The organism is Actibacterium sp. D185-2 (assembly GCF_054954595.1).
Genome location: NZ_JBPWNX010000021.1, coordinates 1 through 18,267 on the forward strand (window position 1 = coordinate 1; position 18,267 = coordinate 18,267).

Annotated in this window: 16 protein-coding genes and 1 pseudogene; 11 read left to right on the plus strand and 6 right to left on the minus strand. The window is 59.9% G+C overall.

All coding sequences use genetic code 11. The features are described from left to right. A pseudogene (locus ACSR1C_RS18645) lies at positions 1-116 on the plus strand (IS5/IS1182 family transposase); the annotation flags it as partial. Positions 117-374: 258 nt separating this feature from the next. Here ACSR1C_RS18645 and ACSR1C_RS18650 read toward each other — a convergent pair. The 3 genes from ACSR1C_RS18650 to ACSR1C_RS18660 all read right to left on the minus strand — a co-directional run bounded on the left by ACSR1C_RS18650 (position 375) and on the right by ACSR1C_RS18660 (position 5,252). Continuing rightward, positions 375-3,884 carry a TM0106 family RecB-like putative nuclease gene (locus ACSR1C_RS18650; protein ID WP_460260616.1) on the minus strand — a complete coding sequence of 1,170 codons (3,510 nt, stop codon included), beginning with the start codon at positions 3,882-3,884 and terminating at the stop codon, positions 375-377. Continuing rightward, entirely contained in the window at positions 3,881-4,810 is a 930-nt protein-coding gene (locus ACSR1C_RS18655; RefSeq protein ID WP_460260617.1) for a 3'-5' exonuclease, read from the minus strand. The genes ACSR1C_RS18650 and ACSR1C_RS18655 overlap by 4 nt, the downstream gene beginning before the upstream one ends. A 118-nt stretch (positions 4,811-4,928) precedes the next feature. Then, positions 4,929-5,252 (minus strand): hypothetical protein, encoded by a 324-nt coding sequence (locus ACSR1C_RS18660; RefSeq protein WP_460260618.1) that lies wholly within the window; start codon positions 5,250-5,252, stop codon positions 4,929-4,931. 20 nt (positions 5,253-5,272) lie between these two features. Between ACSR1C_RS18660 and ACSR1C_RS18665 the strand changes: the two genes are divergently transcribed. Then, positions 5,273-6,325, plus strand: coding sequence for a recombinase family protein (locus ACSR1C_RS18665; protein ID WP_460260619.1), 1,053 nt, complete (start codon positions 5,273-5,275; stop codon positions 6,323-6,325). Between the two features lie 468 nt (positions 6,326-6,793). Here the strand turns inward: ACSR1C_RS18665 and ACSR1C_RS18670 are convergent, their stop codons facing one another. Genes ACSR1C_RS18670 through nusG form a run of 3 tightly spaced genes read right to left on the minus strand, consistent with a single transcriptional unit; the run spans position 6,794 to position 8,383 of the window. After that, entirely contained in the window at positions 6,794-7,183 is a 390-nt protein-coding gene (locus ACSR1C_RS18670) for a DUF5615 family PIN-like protein (protein ID WP_460260620.1), read from the minus strand. 24 nt (positions 7,184-7,207) lie between these two features. Continuing rightward, on the minus strand, positions 7,208-7,810 hold the full coding sequence (locus tag ACSR1C_RS18675) for a DUF433 domain-containing protein (RefSeq protein ID WP_460260621.1): 603 nt from the start codon (positions 7,808-7,810) through the stop codon (positions 7,208-7,210). Positions 7,811-7,870: 60 nt separating this feature from the next. Further along, complete coding sequence (gene nusG / locus ACSR1C_RS18680) at positions 7,871-8,383, minus strand: transcription termination/antitermination protein NusG (protein WP_460260622.1); 513 nt, start codon at positions 8,381-8,383, stop codon at positions 7,871-7,873. 217 nt (positions 8,384-8,600) lie between these two features. On the opposite strand from nusG, the gene ACSR1C_RS18685 reads away from it, so the two are divergent. The 9 genes from ACSR1C_RS18685 to ACSR1C_RS18725 all read left to right on the plus strand — a co-directional run bounded on the left by ACSR1C_RS18685 (position 8,601) and on the right by ACSR1C_RS18725 (position 18,266). Further along, positions 8,601-10,151 carry a recombinase family protein gene (locus ACSR1C_RS18685; protein WP_460260623.1) on the plus strand — a complete coding sequence of 517 codons (1,551 nt, stop codon included), beginning with the start codon at positions 8,601-8,603 and terminating at the stop codon, positions 10,149-10,151. 70 nt (positions 10,152-10,221) lie between these two features. Then, a complete protein-coding gene (locus tag ACSR1C_RS18690; RefSeq protein ID WP_460260624.1) occupies positions 10,222-11,103 on the plus strand; it encodes a plasmid partitioning protein RepB C-terminal domain-containing protein in 882 nt (293 codons plus the stop codon). 20 nt (positions 11,104-11,123) lie between these two features. Beyond that, positions 11,124-12,221, plus strand: coding sequence for a plasmid partitioning protein RepB C-terminal domain-containing protein (locus tag ACSR1C_RS18695; protein WP_460260625.1), 1,098 nt, complete (start codon positions 11,124-11,126; stop codon positions 12,219-12,221). Between the two features lie 444 nt (positions 12,222-12,665). Beyond that, positions 12,666-13,034: a MarR family EPS-associated transcriptional regulator gene (locus ACSR1C_RS18700; RefSeq protein ID WP_460260626.1), complete on the plus strand. Its 369-nt coding sequence runs from the start codon at positions 12,666-12,668 to the stop codon at positions 13,032-13,034. 104 nt (positions 13,035-13,138) lie between these two features. Continuing rightward, positions 13,139-14,143 (plus strand): NAD-dependent 4,6-dehydratase LegB, encoded by a 1,005-nt coding sequence (locus ACSR1C_RS18705; protein ID WP_460260627.1) that lies wholly within the window; start codon positions 13,139-13,141, stop codon positions 14,141-14,143. A 38-nt stretch (positions 14,144-14,181) separates the two neighbouring features. Continuing rightward, complete coding sequence (locus tag ACSR1C_RS18710; RefSeq protein WP_460260628.1) at positions 14,182-15,375, plus strand: LegC family aminotransferase; 1,194 nt, start codon at positions 14,182-14,184, stop codon at positions 15,373-15,375. Beyond that, a complete protein-coding gene (gene neuC, locus ACSR1C_RS18715; RefSeq protein ID WP_460260629.1) occupies positions 15,372-16,517 on the plus strand; it encodes a UDP-N-acetylglucosamine 2-epimerase in 1,146 nt (381 codons plus the stop codon). Before ACSR1C_RS18710 ends, neuC begins: the two co-directional genes overlap by 4 nt. Continuing rightward, on the plus strand, positions 16,510-17,619 hold the full coding sequence (gene neuB / locus ACSR1C_RS18720) for an N-acetylneuraminate synthase (RefSeq protein ID WP_460260630.1): 1,110 nt from the start codon (positions 16,510-16,512) through the stop codon (positions 17,617-17,619). Before neuC ends, neuB begins: the two co-directional genes overlap by 8 nt. Further along, complete coding sequence (locus ACSR1C_RS18725) at positions 17,616-18,266, plus strand: acetyltransferase (protein WP_460260631.1); 651 nt, start codon at positions 17,616-17,618, stop codon at positions 18,264-18,266. The genes neuB and ACSR1C_RS18725 overlap by 4 nt, the downstream gene beginning before the upstream one ends. Position 18,267 lies beyond the last annotated feature (1 nt).

The window sequence follows — 18,267 nt, forward strand, 5'->3', positions numbered from 1 at the left end:
ACAAGTTGAAGAACGCTCGCCGGGTCGCAACCCGTTATGACAAAACCGCCGAAAGCTTTCTTGGCTTCATAGACATCACCTCCATCCGCCTCTGGCTGCGCCTTTTGTCAACATGACCTAGGTCGCGATCCTCGGCAATCCCGAGTCCGTCAAATACGAAGCTCCAAGTTAGCTGTCCTCCAAGAAAGTTCGCTCGTATGTGTTCTGAAGCCCAAAGAACAAACGCGGCGGAAGTCTCCGGCAATGTCTGTCCAATGGAAAATCGGGCAGGCAGTATTGACCCTAAACGGGAATGAGCTTCAGATGAGTAATTGTAAGAAAATAGTGGCCTGCCGTCGGGCGTGGCTAAGCCTCCACTATCGTCCAGGATTTCATTAAGTATCTTCATGCGATAACTGCTCGATGCATTCTTTTGCGCCAGTGCCTTCTGCCCTCTCCTGCAATTGAGATTTTGTCTTTTTTTGGAAAACAGAAAAATTGATTTCGGTTGAGCATTCAAGATACCTACAAAATGCATTGGCCATTTGCATCTGTCGCGGAGTCCGGCATTCTGCCTCGAAAACCTTTGGCGACGCGATGAGAACAGCAACACACTTCGCACGCGAAATTGCAACGTTGAAGCGGTTCGCACTGTACAGAAACTCCATGCCCCGCGGTGCGTCAGCATGGCTCGAGGTGGCCATCGAATAGATCGCGATAGGCGCCTCCTGACCCTGAAATTTGTCCACGGTTCCAACGCGCGCGCCCGGCAACCTCTGCTGAATCTCAAAGACCTGCGCGTTGTAGGGCGCGATGATCAGGATGTCTTCGAGCGTTAGAGGACTTTCCTGACCCTCCCGATCAATCCATGTCGGCTGACCGGATAAGACCTCTTCAACAAGCCTGGCAACTGCATCGGCCTCCTCAATCGACGAGCTCTGATTGCCCGAGTGTTCGACCGGCAGGTACCGAAGACCTGTTCCGGTCAGGGACCCGGCGCCGCGGATTTCCTGCAGCTCACATCCCTCTACTGAATGCAGCTTGTCGTCATAGAAGAGCTCAGAGTTGAACTGGCAGATATCGGGATGCAGGCGCCAGGTTTCCTCCAGGAATAGGCCTTGATCTTCGGCGATTGTGTGTGCGCCGTCGAGAACATACTCGAGCGCGGATACGCCTGTGCCGTCCGGATGCGTGCCCTGCGTGGGCTGGTCCAGCTGTTGCGGATCCCCTAGCAGGATCAGGACCTTCGCGCTCTGGGCAACCGCAAGGACGTTCGCCAACGACATCTGCGCGGCTTCGTCGATCACAAGCACATCGATCACTTCATGGGCGTCAGCGTGTGACCAAAGGAAGTGCGTCGCACCGGCGACCTGCGCTGATCCTGAGTCCAGCGCGGCATAGACGCCGGCATTGTCGGTCACGAACTTCAGGCGGTCCTGATCCGATTCCCTCTCCCCGGACTTCGGTTTCTGAACACAGCAGAGATCGACCTTCATCTCGGGGGCCGCCTCGACGACCTTGTCGAGCAAGTTTCGGATCACCTTGTGGCTGTTGGCCGTGATGCCGACCTTCTTTCCACGTTTGACGAGCTCGCAAATCATGCGGGCGCCCGTGTACGACTTTCCCGTTCCGGGAGGGCCCTGGATCGGGATGATACCGTCTTCAAGCTCGCGAGAGACGCGAAGCGCAGCCTCAAGGATAGTCTCCCCTGTCTTCCGCATTGGCCCAACCCCGAACTCTGGCTTCAGGCGCAGCAAAAGTGCTCGGGCACTCTGATAAGACCCATCCCCTTCGATCCCAAGATCGGCGACATGCTCGCCCAATCTCATCAAGCTGTCGGCTTGTTCTTTCGTGCCGAACATCTGATGGGCAAAGACGCCCTCGGGGTGGATTTCGGCCGTTTTGCCCATCTTCTTGATGTCGACCGTGCGGTCATCTGCAGAGACGGTGACAACCGAACCAACTTCTTCTCCACCGTTCATTCTTAGCTTTTCATCGCCCCGAAGATCCGTGTCTTGCTGTGGGAATGCATAGCGGTGCACAGGCGTCCGAGCGCCCGGTGGCGACACGTCTCCAACAAACACTAGCTGTGACAACGCGGCGCGCTCGTCGATGAGTTCTTCTGGCGTGAGCGCGGAAAGCCGGAAGTATTCCCACCAGGCTGCCTTGTCCTCACGACGATGCCAGTCGAGGATATTCGCGAGGATCCAGCGGGCGTGCTGCTCGTCGCTCCGCTCTTCGATATCGGCAGGCACGTCGACTGTAAGACGCTCGATCAGAGCCTGCACTGCTTCCTGACGTTCTGTCAGCGCTTCGCTTGGCTCCTGGTCGGACGGCAAGGGACGCGGAACATCGGTTCCGGCATCGACAAGCTCCTGCCGGCGATCTTCAAGCCAGTCGCGCAGAGCAATGGTCGAGGTGCAATCCTCGTAATTGTAGGACTGCACGGTCGCGCGCACCTCGCCGTCGATAGCATCGATATCGCCCAGCTCCAGCCCCGCCTGCAAACGCGCAAGCGCGACGTTGGCATCTGGCAGACTGGTGTCCCGCTCAAAGCCGTAGATCGGCTCCAACTTCTTGATTGAGTAGCTTTCGACGCCGGCGCGCAGCCCATTGCGCACGACACTGTAAAGATCGACCAGCAGATTGCTGCGTAGGAAATCATCGATCTCGCCTTCGCGGGTCGCGTACCGGCCCATGAGTCGTTTCAGCGCCCCCGGTTCATAAGGAGCGTAGTGGTAGACGTGCAGATCCGGATATTGCTCCCTGCGCGAATTCACGAAGTCCACGAAGCGCTCGAAGATCGACTTCTCGCCTTCCCGGTCGAACGCCCAGTCTGCCGTGTAGGTCCAGGCGCCATTTTCATCGCGATAGATGTACCCGAAGAGATACTCGAGGCCGTGCTCGCCCACGAACGCATCGCTTTCGATGTCGAAGAAAATGTCTCCGTCAGACGGCTCGGGCAACAGAGAAAGGCCTATATCCTCAACGATCGGCAGGAGTTCGTACCGGACCTCGCCGGCCTCACGAGACTCAATCTGAATGCGGGCTTGCTCACGCGCCTTCTCGTAGGAGAGCGGTGACCCCTTCTTCGGCTTCCAGGGCATGGGTGTGGGCATCGCGGCAAGCTCTGCCGCCGTCGTAATCCCATTGTCCTGAAGCTCGGACGTCTGGTTCTTACTTATTCCGGCCACGAGGCAGAGATGATCGTCCGAGCGTCGCCTTGCGTCGCACTGAGTCCGCCATCTGCAGATGTCGCAGTGCTCCTTCGGCTCAGGGTACTGACCGCCCAGCGCTCCTTCGGAGGTCGCCTCTTCCGCGGCAGCCTTGGCCTTTCGGAAATATGCAGCGTAGTCGGCATATCGAAACTCTTGCGGCTCGAAGTCGGACCAAGGCGCCACGACGTACACATATTCAGGTGCGATACCCTGCACCTGTTCCAATAGATCGGCGTAGAGGCAAAGCTGAAGCACCGAACCAGCCTTGGTTTCGCGGGCAAGCTTCGTGTCGATGACCTCGTAGGACCAGGACCCAAGATTGCTGGGTCTCTCGACCCGTCGCAGAATGTCGGCCCGCCCGACCCACCTGTCACGTGACAGTGCCGCCTGGACGATAATCTGAGCGCCGGACGCCATCGCAGCGCGGGTCTCGGCGACGGCCGCTGGCGTGATGTCGACCCCGTCGATCCGGACAGATGTCAGGCCCTGAGCCTCAAGGTGCTTGATGAACGCCTTTTCATGCTGGTCACCCCGCTCGCGCAAGATCTCGAGAAGCGGGTCCCAGTGCATTGGTTTCGTAAGCGCCCCTTCTGCGACCTGAAGATCCAGCTCAGTCAGATGGCCACAGTTCAGATGGCCGACGAGGTCGGATGCGCTCAGGACGATCTGATCAACATGCTTTTTCATGGCTGCGCCTCCCAGAGACGCTCCGAGAAGCGATTCAGCGCGGTGACCTTGCGCGTCGGCACAGTTGCGTCCCGGTCGTAGATTTCATGACGGAGCCAGTCGATCTCCGCCGCGGGATCGGAAGTGATCGTCCACCAGACCTTGCCGAGTGGAAGTTCTGCCGGCCGCCAGCGGTATCCGCGCTCCTTCAGTTTCAGGCGTTCATCGTAAGGGGCATCGACCGCCCGGATGAGATATTCGTCCTGCAGAGCGGCATCGCGAACGGCGGACATGATGCGCTGGCCCGACTGAGGCAACTCCTGCGAAAGCAATGCGAGGCAGGCTTCGCAATCCGCGAGCGCCCGATGACCGTCGTAGAACCAACCGAATTGCATGCCGAGGTAATCCAGCTTGCCGGCAGAGAAGCCTTCGCGCAGCCAGTCAACGCTCGTTAGCGTGCAGCCCCAAGGTTTCTCGGCAAAGCAGGGCCAGTGTTTCTCGACCATGACCCGATCGAAGCTGGCGTTATGCGCAATGATCAGGTCGGCTTCTGCCACCGGCGCCTCAACGACGGACCCGTCAATCGTCTGTCCCGCGACTGTTTCAGCGGTCAGACCAGTGACCAGACTGGCTTCGTCCGAGATCGGAACACCAGGCTCACGAAGTCCATCGAAGGCCCGATCGTGAGCGATCTCAAGGACCCGGCCAGTGTCGAGCTCGTAGGTGAACGGAAGCATGGCGAGCTGGATGACCTCGTCGCCCTCGAGCGAAAGACCTGTGGTCTCGACATCCAGAACCAGGGCATGCTTAACAGCACCACCGCGAGGATTGTTCAGGCGGCGTGGCAGAGCCAGCCGGCGAAGGAGCCGCCAATCATCCTCATGGGTTTGCGCCCCACTCTGAATGATGTGTTCTGCGGCAAGCGCAAAGAGACTGTGATCATTCATCGCGCCATCTCTTCCATGTCAAATGCAACGCACACGGGCATCGGCCAGCAGCCGATTGCCCGGCAACGTGGGGCTGGTATGGCCTGTCCATGGAGCGTTGATGCTGAGGCGACGCACATCACTTGCTATCCTCGAACATGCGCGCCAGTCGCCCGTAGCTTTCCTCAGGCAGCAGCTTGAGGAGCTGATCATCACCGCTGCCCAGAACCCCTTTGCGGAACACGTCCCGGATGGCTTCGCCCTCCTGAACCTCCTCTTCGTCGAGATCCATGCCACGGATGATGGCCCCGACGCGCAGCGCATCGCTTAGAGAAATCTCGAAGTCGTGCCCAAACCCTTCGCCGCAGGACTGACAATCCTTAGCACTGAGCGGATTAAGAGACCCGCAGGCATCACATGTCTTCATGCGCGGCGCACGAACCGGAAACTCGGCATCACACACATGGCAGGCGGCGGCGTCCTTTGGACACTCTGCGCCGCAGTCCGGGCACACCTTGGTGTCTGGTGTGTCTGAATCCCTTCTCGCGCGGCCAGATCTATGCGCTGCTGCGCAACCCGATCTACATCGGCAAGATCCGACACAAGGCAAAGGTCTGGGACGGTCAACATGATGCTATCGTTGACATTGAGTATTGGGATCGAGTTCAGGACAAGTTGCAGGCCGCCAGCGTGCGGCCAAGATCAGGGCACGGATCCAAAAAGAGTTGCAGCAAAAACGAGGCTGCTGCCCTCACCAGCAAGCTTCGGGACGAAACCGGCGATAGGTTGACTCCAACGAACACAAAACGTCGTGGCCGTCAGTTGCGATACTACACCTCCAATCGGCTAATCTCAGGCGGGACGGATCCGCAAGGGTGGCGGTTACCCGCCGGCCAGTTGGAACAAGCCGTTGCCGACGTGATAGCGAAGCACATTGGCAATCTGGCCCGTGGTCATCGCCTCCTTTCTAAAGCAGATCTCCTGGCAGGCGATGCAATACGCGACAAGGCATTGGGGTTGGCGGAGCGGCTATTGGAAACTGCGCCAGAGTTAATCCGAAACCTTGTGTCGGAAGGCAGCATCGGAAATGGGCGCATCACGTTGATTTTGGAAGCAACTGAACTGGCAAACGAACTGAGCCTGAAGCCGGATGAGATCGATGCGACGGCGCTCCAGATCGAAGCGCCGTTTGCGCTGCGTCGGCGGGGCGTAGAGGGCAAGATTGTTGTCGGGGATCGCGAGCCCGAACCAGACCAAACCCTTCTACGTGCCTTGGCCCGGGCGCATGCTTGGACAGCCGATCTGCGCACCGGCAAACCCTTGAGCAAGATCGCCGCCAGAACCAGCCATTCCGAATCCTACATTCGAACCCGGGCACAACTCGCCTTTCTTTCACCCGCGATCCAAAAAGCGATCTTTGAGGGTCGCCAGCCACCAGACCTCACCCTCGAACGGATCGTCCGCAAACCTATTCCACTCGATTGGGATAGGCAGGCCAAATTGTATGGCTTTGACGTATGTTCAGGTCATCCCTGATCCCCATCTGCACTTCCCTGTTTCTGCAGAAAAGTTCCCTGATAATTGCGAAAAAGTTCCCTGTTAATTTGCGCAGGGAAATCGCCCGTAACCCATTGAAATTACGCCCGGAGTTACGGCGCAATTTGGCTAAAACGACCATAATTTGTGAATTTTCCCTGTTAATTCCCTGTTAGCAGGGAAATTTGGCCCTAACCGAAGCGTCTGATGCTGCCTCCGGAGACGACCCAGGGAAATCGCCCTGAACAGCGACGCAACGGTCATCTCTCTGGGAAATGCCACAGTCCAAACCCCCGGAAAAACCGGAAAAAACAGGAAAAAAGGCAGATTGCTGGTAGAGACTGGGGTGGGTGGCGGAGGGGATGGATCCAGAATCGGACCCTCTCTACCCACTAAGTCATTGTAATCATTGGAACCCATCTGGGTTCGAAAGTCATCCGGTTCAGACGCGTCTGGCAGCCAACCGTTTTACGGCGCTGGCAAGGGATACAACCTCATCGCAACCCCACCCTGTCCGTCTTCTTCAACTTCCAAGACATGGTTCACCATCACATCATCTGGATCGCCTCGCTCTGTCAGATAATCGATCGCCAACAACAGGTAAGCCTTCGACTGCTCACGGGAGGTGCAAGGAATAATCATGATCCCCGGATGAATTTCTTCTCGAGCGACCAATGCACGAAAATCCTTTGCATTCTCTGTCACGATCACGAGGTTTTCGCGCGTCGCCCTTGCCAAGACGGCATGATCTGGTTCCCCCATTCCGCCTTGATTTCGCGGGTGAACCGCGTAGTGCCCGATTTCAATCAGTTCGAGGGCCATCTTAGGCGATAAGCACTCGTCGATAAATAACTGCAAGTTCGCGCGCTTTCCTGTTCCACTTCAGCGCCACGGCTTGCCAGCTCCAGGCCTTCCGCGAACGGGATGGCTATTTGCGTAAGTCAGCGCGACCTCGAAGACTTCTTTCGGGATTTCACCATCATAATCCTCAACGAGATCGTCAAGTGTGTCACCGGCATCAACACGGCCCTTCAAAGAGCGACACGTAATCCGAGTCCCTTTGATGATTGGCTCACCACCAAGAATTTTAGGATCGCTCGTCAGATACTTATTCTTTGCGGCCAGGTATGAACGAGCGAGGGACCATTCCGTGCCGGCGATAGCATCAAGATTAAGCAGTAAGCCTTCACCCAAGTCCGCCACCCCGAAAGAGCCCTCAAGCCTGCGAGATGTCCGAAGAAACCGCCACAGACGCTTTTTGAAGGTCTTGTTCGGGGAAATGTTTGCACAGTTTTTAAGTGCAGCTGTATAAACCACGGTTTCCGCGGGCACGTGAAATACCTCACGCTTGACCAGATACCCCGTGTATTTCTTCTTGTGAACGATGCCTTCTTCGCACGACTTCTCAACCTTGCGTACAGAAACACCTGCAAGATGGGCGGCCTCGTTCACAGTGAGATCTTCGATGTGTGCTGTAGTTGCCATAATCTTTCCCTTCTAGGGGAAGATATAAGGTCTGAGGCGTTCATGTCAACGCTGACGCGCTCACAACGCCCGCAACTGATCCGCCCCAACTGCAACACGGGTCTGACCACCCATGATCTCCATCAGGACCCAAACCCGCCGATCCGGCGCGATTGTTTCCACCTCTGCCACAAAATTTGCAAAAGGTCCCTTGGTCAGCATCACCTGGTCCCCAGGCTTCAGAAGCTTCGGCGGTAGCAATTTGCCCTTCGCATCGCAGCGCAGCATCAGCTGCGAGACTAGGTCCAGCGGCACAGCCGTCGGCTCCTTGCCAAGGCACACCAGCCGCGTGATGCCATAGGTCGAGTTGACCGTCCGCCAGAACCCGCGGGTCACATCGAAGGCCACGAAGATGTAGCCCGGAAACAGTGGCCGCATGGCAGTGACGTACTTGCCGTTCCGCGGGCGCGTTTCCTCTTCCATCGGCAGGAAGGTGTTGAAGCCCTGGCGCTTGAGGTTCTTACCCGCGATGTTGGCGCAGTTCGGCTTCAGCTGCGCCAGAAACCAGCTTGTGCCCCGATCGTGGAATGTCATCTTGCAACCTCATTAAAACCTTCTCGCCCCACATATCGCTCGAATTTGAACAGATGCAAGTATGGTTTTCCGGGTGTGCTGTGACATTTTGATGAAAGCCTCCGGGAGATCACGCCCCAGAGCATTGATATAATGAGATAATCCAGCACTATCAGCTTGATACACTTTGCGACCCGAGCAAACGTCCGACCGACAGACACACGGATCGGAGGCTGAGTTGGACGGGAGTGGCGAGATTACCGAGTTTCGGGCGGCGCAATATGTGCGCATGTCGACCGAGCACCAGCAATATTCAACCCACAACCAGTCCGACAAGATCCGCGAATATGCCGAAAAGCGCGGGATTGAGATCATCAAGACCTACGCCGATGACGGCAAGAGTGGCCTCTCAATCGGCGGGCGTGCAGCGCTTCAGCAGCTGATCGCGGATGTGGAATCTGGCGCAGCCGACTTCAACGTGATCCTCGTCTATGACGTCAGTCGCTGGGGCCGTTTCCAGGATGCCGACGAGAGCGCCTATTACGAATACATCTGCAAGCGCGCCGGCATCAACGTCGCCTATTGCGCCGAGCAGTTCGAGAATGACGGCTCACCTGTCTCGACCATCGTTAAAGGCGTCAAACGCGCTATGGCTGGCGAATACAGCCGGGAGCTCTCGGTGAAGGTCTTCGCGGGCCAGTGCCGCCTGATTGAACTGGGCTTCCGCCAGGGTGGCCCCGCCGGCTTTGGCTTGCGTCGGGTGCTTGTGAATGAGCGCGGTGAGATCAAGGGCGAGTTGAAGCGTGGTGAGCACAAATCGCTACAGACGGACCGTGTCATCCTGATGCCCGGGCCCGACGAAGAAGTGGCCTGGGTCAACAAGATGTATCGCTGGCTGATCGAGGAGGATTTGTCCTTCCGCGAAATCGCCGACCGCCTGAATGAGGAAGGCATCACCACCGATCTGGATCGGCCCTGGACTTCTGGCATCGTGCGGACGGTTCTGACCAACGAGAAATACATCGGCAACAACGTCTACAACCGCTCCTCCTTCAAACTGAAGAAGCTGCATGTGCAAAACCCGCCCGATATGTGGGTGCGCAAGGAAAGCGCCTTCGAGGGGATCGTGCCGCTCGAGTTCTTCCTGACCGCGCAGGAGATCATCACGGCGCGGTCAGCGCGGCTTTCTGATGAGGAACTGCTGGTTCACCTGAAACGGCTTTACGCCGAGGCAGGCCAGCTTTCCGGGGTGCTGATTGACCAGACGCCGGACATGCCCTCGTCCTCAGCCTATCGGAACCGGTTCGGCTCGCTCGCCCGAGCTTATGAGATGATTGGCTATCGCTCGGACCGAGATCAAGAACGCATCGCCCTGAACAAGCGCCTGCGCGGGATGCACCCGGAGATCATTGCCAGGGCCGAGGCTGCGATTGCCGAGGTGGGTGGGACGGTCACGCGCGATCCCAAGACCGATCTGCTAACCATCAATGATGAAATGGTCGTGAGCTTGGTCCTAGCACGCTGCCAGCCGCAGGGCGATGGACGGCTGCGCTGGAGGATCCGATTTGACCCGATGCGCTATCGGGCCGACGTCACGCTGGCCGTGCGGCTCGATCCCGATAACCGAGACGAGCTTGATTACTACCTGCTGCCTTGGCTCGACCTGCCCCGGCAGGAAATCCGCCTTTGCAACCGCACCAGCATCGCCTTTGAGGCCTTCCGCTTCGAGGACCTCGGCTTTTTCTACGGCATGGCCGAGAGGGTCGGTGTTCGCCGGAAGTGGGGATGAGGGTCTGAATGACGGAAATTGATGCAATTACAAAACATGAACAATAGCGCCAGAAGAGGAAGCCAACCCCATGATGACTGACACACCCGAGAGCGTCACGCTCGTCCCCATAGACCGGATCGAGGTCCTGAATTCCCGGGACCGCAACATGAAGGTCTTTGAGGAGATCGTCGAAAACATCCGCTCCATCGGCCTGAAAAAGCCGATCACCGTCACCGAGCGCGAAGGGGCCGATGGGGCGTCCGCCTATCTTCTGGTCTGCGGCGAGGGACGGCTCAATGCCTTCCGCCTCTTAGGCGAAACCCACATCCCGGCGCTAGTCGTGAATGTGACCGACGAAGACGCCTTCATCATGTCGCTCGCCGAAAACATCGCGCGGCGGGGCCACAGGCCACTGGAGATCCTGGCCGACATCGAGCTCTTGCTCGCGCGGGATTACACCATCGATGACATCATCACGCGCACGGGTTTGTCGGAGAAATATGTCCGTGATATCGTTTTCCTACTGGAAAAGGGCGAGGAACGCCTGATTGAGGCGGTGCAAAATGGCACCATTCCGCTCACCACCGCCCTCGAGATCGCCCGCGCCAAGCACGATGATGAAAACCTCGGAGACATGCTGGAGGAGGCCTACAAGACTGGCCAGCTCAAAGGGCACCAGATCACGGATGCCAAGCGGCTGATCGAAAAGCGTCGGGAAAAGGGCCCAAAAACCGGTGGCGATCGCCCGAAACTGCCGAACTCGGCGCATTCACTGGTCAAGACCTACCAGCGCGAGGTCGCCCGGCAGCACAAGCTGATGCTGAAAGCCGATCACGCACATCAGCAGCTGCTTCTGGTGGTCCAGGGGCTGAAACGCCTCTTTGCCGATGAGCACTTTGTGACGCTCCTGCGCGCCGAAGGGCTCGACAGCCTGCCCAAATACCTCGCCGACCGCATTGAAACCGCCTGAACTCCGAAAAGGATGATCCCATGAATGACCTCAGCGCTGTGAAGCCGCTCTACCCCGGTGCCTTTCCTCAACCCGAGACAGACGACAGCGACGCGCCCTATCCCACGGCGCCGTTGAACCTGACCCTCGGCTTTGATCTTGAGACCTTCCAGATCCCGCTCGAAGAGCTCATGCCATCGAAAAAGGTTCCGGATGGCGTGATGACCACGCGCAAGTTCAAGCAGATCGTGTCTTCGATCCGAGAAATCGGGTTGATCGAGCCGCTGTCGGTGATCAAGCCAGATCCAGAAGCGGCGGGATTTCTTCTCCTCGATGGTAATTTGCGGGTGCTCGCGCTGAAGGAACTGGGTCAGGACGCGGCGCCCTGCCTGATCGCCAAGGATTTTGAGACCTACACCTACAACCACCGGATAAACCGCCTCTCGACGGTGCAGGAGCATTACATGCTGCGCCGAGCAATCGACAAAGGCGTCAGCAAGGAACGGCTCGCGCGGGCGTTCAACGTCAACCTCTCGACCATCAACAGCCGGATAAACCTGCTGCACGGCATCTGCCCCAAGGCGGTGGAGTTGCTGCAGGACCACCAGTTCACCCCGGATGTGACCCGGCATCTGCGCAAGATGAAGGCCGCGCGGCAGATCGAGGCGGTCGAGCTGATGATTGCCGCGAACACGATCACCGCCGCCCATGCGGACGCCCTGCTGAAAGCCACGCCGCCAGAACAGCGCACCGATTACAAGCCGCCGCAGCCGGAACAGCCCAAGGGCGATCCGCTGGAACAGATCGTCAAGCTCGAGCGCGAGATGAGCCAGGTGCAAGAAAAGTACAAGCATGCCGAGGAAAACTACGGGTCCGAGCTGCTGAACTTGGTGGTCGCCAAGGGTTACCTGAAAAAACTGATGGAGAACGAGGCCGTCCGGTCCTATGTGGCGCGGCATGCGTCCGAGATCCTCGAGCAGTTCGAGTTGGTGCTGAATACGGTCAGCATGGAAGAGGCTGTCGAACAGGCTGAGCAGGAAGGAACGCCAGCAACCGGTGCAGATGGAGAGCTTGCTTCTCAAATGGATGGCGGCAGTCGGGACGACACGAATACGGTGGCGCAAAGCCCAAACCATTGAGGCATCCGTGCCCAAGCACACCATAACATCCTTGTGGGCGCTGGAGCCGGCGGTCGCGTCGACCGGTCGGTCAGCAGGTCGCATTTTGGGCCATGTTTTCGGTTGAGATGTGGGTCAGGCCGCCGCTCAGCCTTGAGGCGGCCCGATCGTTCAGTTATGAACTGAACTTGTAGGTTCCGCGCGGCTGCGCAGCCCGAGTAGGCCCTGTAGACGACCGTCGCTACGCGCTGTTTACGACCATGGTGCCCGGTGGCTCATCACGAGAAGCGCTTTGAACCCTGCCTACTAAAAAAACACCCAATATGTCATTTGCCGACTTGTTTGCTCGCGCAGCATTTGGTATCGCTCGAAGCTGAACAATGAAGAGTTTTCGAACTTTGTCAAACTGTCCGACACAAGGCTCCCACAGGCAGTCCTTGTGCGGTAGCCTGAGAAAATCCCAAATTGACCAGTAAGCGAACCAAGCTTCAAGAGGATACGCGTTTTCGCGTGCTTCGCCTTCTGCACGAAAATCCTGAAATGTCACAGCGTGAACTAGCAGCGGCGGTCGGGGTCAGCGTTGGAGGCATGCATTATGTACTGAATGCCCTGATTGAAAAGGGGCTGGTGAAGTTAGGGAATTTCACGGCGGCTGAAGACAAGCGGCGGTATGCTTATGTTTTGACCCCTAAAGGGATCAAAGAGAAATCAGCAATCACGGCCAGGTTTCTCAAACGTAAGCTGGCAGAATATGAGGCTCTCAAGTCTGAAATCGAAGAGCTTCAACGCGACGTCGAAGTCGATGAAGGCGCCGCTTTGAAGCGCGCCGAATAGTCACGCGATATTAGGGGCTGGGTGCTCCCAATCGGTGAACGACGTTTCCTGTGCTGTTTGCCGACTCAAGCTTGCCGGAAAGCCCGAGGGAGAGGTTTGAAAAGATGAGTTACAAAAAAATTCTTGTGACGGGAGCTGACGGGTTCATCGGATCCCATCTGACAGAGGGCCTAGTCCGCTCGGGATACGAGACACGCGCCTTTGTGATGTACAACTCGCTGAACTCCTGGGGCTGGCTTGACCGCCCAGCCGAGGACGTGAAAGGGAATTTCGAAGTGGTGGCGGGAGACATCCGCGATCCGCACGGCGTGGCCAACGCAATGGAAGGCTGCGACGCGGTGCTACACTTGGCGGCGCTGATTGCCATTCCCTTCAGCTACCATTCGCCTGACAGCTACGTGGCGACCAACGTCACCGGGACGCTGAACGTCTTGCAGGCGGCGCGGCGTCTGGGCACCGAGCGGGTGATCTCCACCTCGACCTCGGAAACCTATGGCACCGCTCAATTCGTGCCAATCACCGAGGAACATCCGGTCAATGGGCAGTCGCCCTACGCCGCCACAAAGGTGGCTGCGGACCAGCTGGCGCTGTCCTTCCAGAAGAGCTTCGGCACGCCGGTGGCGGTACTGCGCCCGTTCAACACCTATGGGCCCCGCCAGTCCGCCCGCGCAGTAATCCCGACGATCATCAGCCAGATCGCCGCCGGAGAGCGCAAGATCAAACTGGGCGCGCTCAGCCCAACGCGCGACTTCACATTCGTGCACGACACCGCGCAGGGTTTCATCAAGGCGATGGAATGCGACGCTTGCGTCGGCGAGGCCACTAATATCGGATCGGATTTCGAGATTTCCATCAAGGACACCGTGGCGCTTATTGCGGAGGTCATGGGCGTCGAGATCGAGATTGTGTCCGACGAGGAACGTTTTCGCCCCGCCGACAGCGAGGTGGAACGTCTATACGCCGGTGTCGACAAGGCGCGTCGCCTGTTTGGCTGGGCGCCGGAGCATGGTGGCCGCGACGGGTTCGCCAAGGGTATTGCCAAGACCGCTGAATGGTTTCAGGACCCAACCAACCTCGCGGCCTACAAGACCGGTCAATACAACGTCTGATGCAAGCGCAGAGCGTTTGATCCGGGCGTGGAGGTGACATGGATTTCTCGGAAGACCTATCAGAAGAGCTAGTACAGCGCATACGTGGCGTAATCGGCACGAAAGAAGCCTTCGTGCCGCTGCATGTGCCGGAGTTCCACGGCCGCGAGCGCGAGTTGCTGCTCGACTGCATCGACACCGGCTGGGTCTCCTCAGTAGGGTCCTATGTCGATGCCTTCGAGGCGGAGGTGGCGCGGCTGTCGGGTTGTACATACGGCGTGGTGGTGGCCAATGGCACCGCAGCGTTGCAGATCGCGCTGATCGTGGCGGGGGTGCAAGCCGGCGACGAGGTGCTGGTGCCCGCGCTGACCTTCGTCGCCACGGCGAATGCCACCAGCCATCTGGGTGCGGTGTCGCATTTCGTTGACAGCGCCTACGACACGCTGGGCATCTGCCCCCTGCGCCTGCGGGCGCATCTGGAACAGGTGGCCGAGGTGCGGGACGGTCAGACCTGGAACCGCCGGACGGGGCGGCGCATCGCGGCGATCGTACCGATGCATGTCTTCGGCTGCCCAGTCGACATGGACGGGCTGGACGCGGTGGTGGCCGACTGGCCGATGGTCGTGGTAGAGGATGCGGCCGAGAGCCTTGGCAGCACCTACAAGGGGCGGCTTTGTGGCAGCCTCGGCACCGTGGCGGCGGTCAGCTTCAACGGCAACAAGATCGTCACCACTGGCGGCGGCGGCGCAATTGTCACCAACGACGAAGGACTAGCGAAGCGGTCCAAGCACCTGACCACCACCGCCAAGCTGCCGCACAAATGGGCGTTCCTGCATGACGAGGTGGGCTACAACTACCGCATGCCGAACCTGAACGCGGCGCTGGGGGTGGCACAGCTGGAACAGTTGCAGACGCGCCTTGCGCAGAAACAGAGCCTGTTCGACGCCTATGCAAGGGCGTTTCGCGGGCTGAACGGCGCGACGCTGTTCACCGCGCCCGAAGGGTCGGCGTCGAACAACTGGCTGGTGACGCTGGTGCTGGACTCCGCCCATGCGCAGGACCGAGATCCCCTGTTGCAGATCCTGAACGACGCCGGGATCATGACCCGCCCGATCTGGACCCTGATGCACCGCCTGCCGATGTATGCGCAGAACCCGCGCGCCGACCTGTCTCAGGCCGAGGATCTCGAGGCGCGGGTGCTGAACATCCCGTCGTCGGCTTATCTGGGCGCACGTGAGGGGGCCGCGGCATGAAAGTGCTGGCCGTCTCGGGTACGCGCGCCGACTGGGGGCTGCTCCAGCCGGTGCTGGCGCTGTTGCGGGACGACGCGCGCTTTGCGATGGAGATCCTGGTAACGGGACAGCACCTGATGGCGGGCAGCACCTCGGTCGCGGCGATCGAGGCGGCGGGGTTCGCCGTGGCGCATCGCGTCGACATGGGGCTGGCCGAGGGGGATGGCGATGCCGCTCTCTGTGCCGCCACCGGGCGGGCGGTGGCGGGCGTCGGTGACGTTCTGGCCGACAGCCGCCCCGACCTGATGCTGGTGTTGGGCGACCGGTATGAAATCCTCGGCGCGGTGACGGCGGCGCTGCTGTCCAAGGTGCCGGTGGCGCATATCGCCGGTGGCGACGTGACCGAGGGCGCCTTCGACGATTCCATCCGCCACGCCATGACCAAGATGTCGGCGCTGCATTTCACCACCACCGAAGAGGCCGCGACCCGCGTCCGCCAGATGGGCGAGACCCCGGCGCGTGTCTTCGTCACCGGCAGCCCGGGGATCGACCAGGTTCTGGCGGTGCCGCGCATGGGCCGCGCGGCTTTCTTCGACAGCGTGGGGCTGGAGCCGCAGGCGCGCAATTTCGTCATCACGCTGCACCCGGCGACCCTGTCCGCCGACAATGCCGCCATGGCGCGGGCCATGCTCGACGCGCTGGACGCCTGGCCCCGGGCCGGGCTGATCTTTACCGGGTCGAACGCCGATCCGGGTGCGGCGGAACTGGACGAGATCATCCGTGCCTGGGTGGCAGGGCGTGAGCATGCCGTCTGCCATGCCTCGCTGGGCTCGGCGCGCTACTTCTCGGCGCTGGCGCATTGCGACCTGGTGCTGGGCAACTCGTCGAGCGGGCTGGCCGAAGCGCCGAGTTTCGGCATCCCCACCGTCAATATCGGCGACCGGCAGGCGCGGCGGGTGCGCGCGGCCTCGGTGATCGACTGCGCGCCCGAGGCCGGGGCCATCCGCGCCGCCATCGACACCGCGCTAGCCGGTGACTGGTCCGGCACGGTGAACTCCTATGGCGACGGCCAGGCCGCGCCGCGTATCGTGGCGCATCTCGCCGCCGTGCAGGACCCGGCGGCGCTCATCCGCAAATCCTTCGAGGACTTAACCCATGCCTGAGTCCCAGACTCCAAACCGCACGCTCATCATTGCCGAGGCCGGGGTGAACCATAACGGCGACCTCGATACCGCGATCCGCCTGATCGATGCCGCCGCCGAAGCCGGCGCGGACATGGTGAAGTTCCAGACCTTCAACGCGGCCAAGCTGGCGGCGGCGAGTGCGATCAAGGCCGACTACCAGAAGCGCACCACCGACGGCGCGGAATCCCAGCTGGCCATGCTGACCCGCCTGCAACTGTCTGAGGAGGCGCATCACGCGCTGATCGCGCGCTGTACCGAAAAGGGCATCACCTTTTTGTCCACCGCGGGCGAAGTGGACAGCCTGCGCTTTCTGGCCGACGATCTGAAACTGTCGGTCATCAAGCTGGGGTCCGGCGAAGTGACCAATGCCCCCCTGCTGCTGGCGGCGGCGCGCAGTGATGCGAAGCTGATCCTTTCCACCGGCATGGCCACCCTGTCCGAGATCGAGACCGCACTAGGAATCCTCGCCTTCGGGATGCAGAACGCCGATGACAGCGGCGCGGGCCGGGATGCCTTCGCGGCGGCCCTGCTGGTCCCCGAAGCCTTCGAGATGCTGCGCGCGCGCGTCTCGCTGATGCAATGCACGACCGAGTATCCCTCTTTGGTCGAGGACAGCAACCTGCGGGTGATGGAGACGTTGCGCAGGGCCTTTGACCTCGAGGTTGGTTATTCAGACCATACCGAAGGCAACGCGGTTTCCATCGCCGCCGTCGCCTGCGGTGCGACCATGATCGAGAAGCACTTCACGCTGGATCGTACCATGGACGGCCCCGATCACGCGGCCTCCATAGAACCGGCGGCCCTGCGCGATCTGGTCTTTGGCATCCGGCAGGTGGAAAAGGCACTGGGCAGCGGAATCAAGCGCCCCAGCCCGGTGGAGCAGCGCAACCGTCCCGTCGTGCGGCGCAGCGTCGTGGCAACGCTGGATCTGCCCGCAGGCCACGTACTGACCGTCGCGGACATGACGGTGAAACGTCCCGGCACGGGCATTTCTCCGGTGGATCTGTGGGATTGCGTCGGGCGTCGACTGACGTCACCGGTGGAGCAGGATCAGTCGATCACGCGGGGGGATTTGGCATGACGCGGCTTCTGGGGGTTTTCGGATCGTCTGGGTTCGCACGTGAGGTCATGCCACTGGTCCGGGCACAGGCGGCTTCCGGGGACCGCGTCGTCTTTGTCGACCGCGCGGCGGGTCCGGCGATCAACGGTCACGAGGTGATCGACGAGGCGGAGTTCTTCGGATGGGACAGCGACAGGCTATACGCGCTCGCCATCGCCGACGGGGCCACGCGCAGCAAGTTGGACGACATCGCACAGGGGAAGGGGGCCGTTCCGCTGCAGGTCCGCGCCCGGTCGGCAGAGGTCCTCGACACGGTGGACCTTGGCGCGGGAGCCATTCTGTGCGGGCATACGACGATCACCTCGAACGTGCGCATCGGCAAGGGGTTTCACCTGAACCTGAATTCCTATGTCACGCATGATTGCGTCATCGGGGATTATGTCACATTCGCCCCGAACGTCGCGTGCAACGGGAACACCGTCATCGGAGACGGGTCCTATATCGGCACCGGGGCCGTGATGCGGCAGGGCACCCCGGATAAGCCGTTGACCATCGGCGCGGGAGCCGTGGTCGGCATGGGGGCCGTGGTGACGAAGGACGTGGCGCCGGGGGTGACGGTGGTGGGCAATCCGGCGCGTCCTCTGGACCGTGCATTGGACAAGAGGTGAT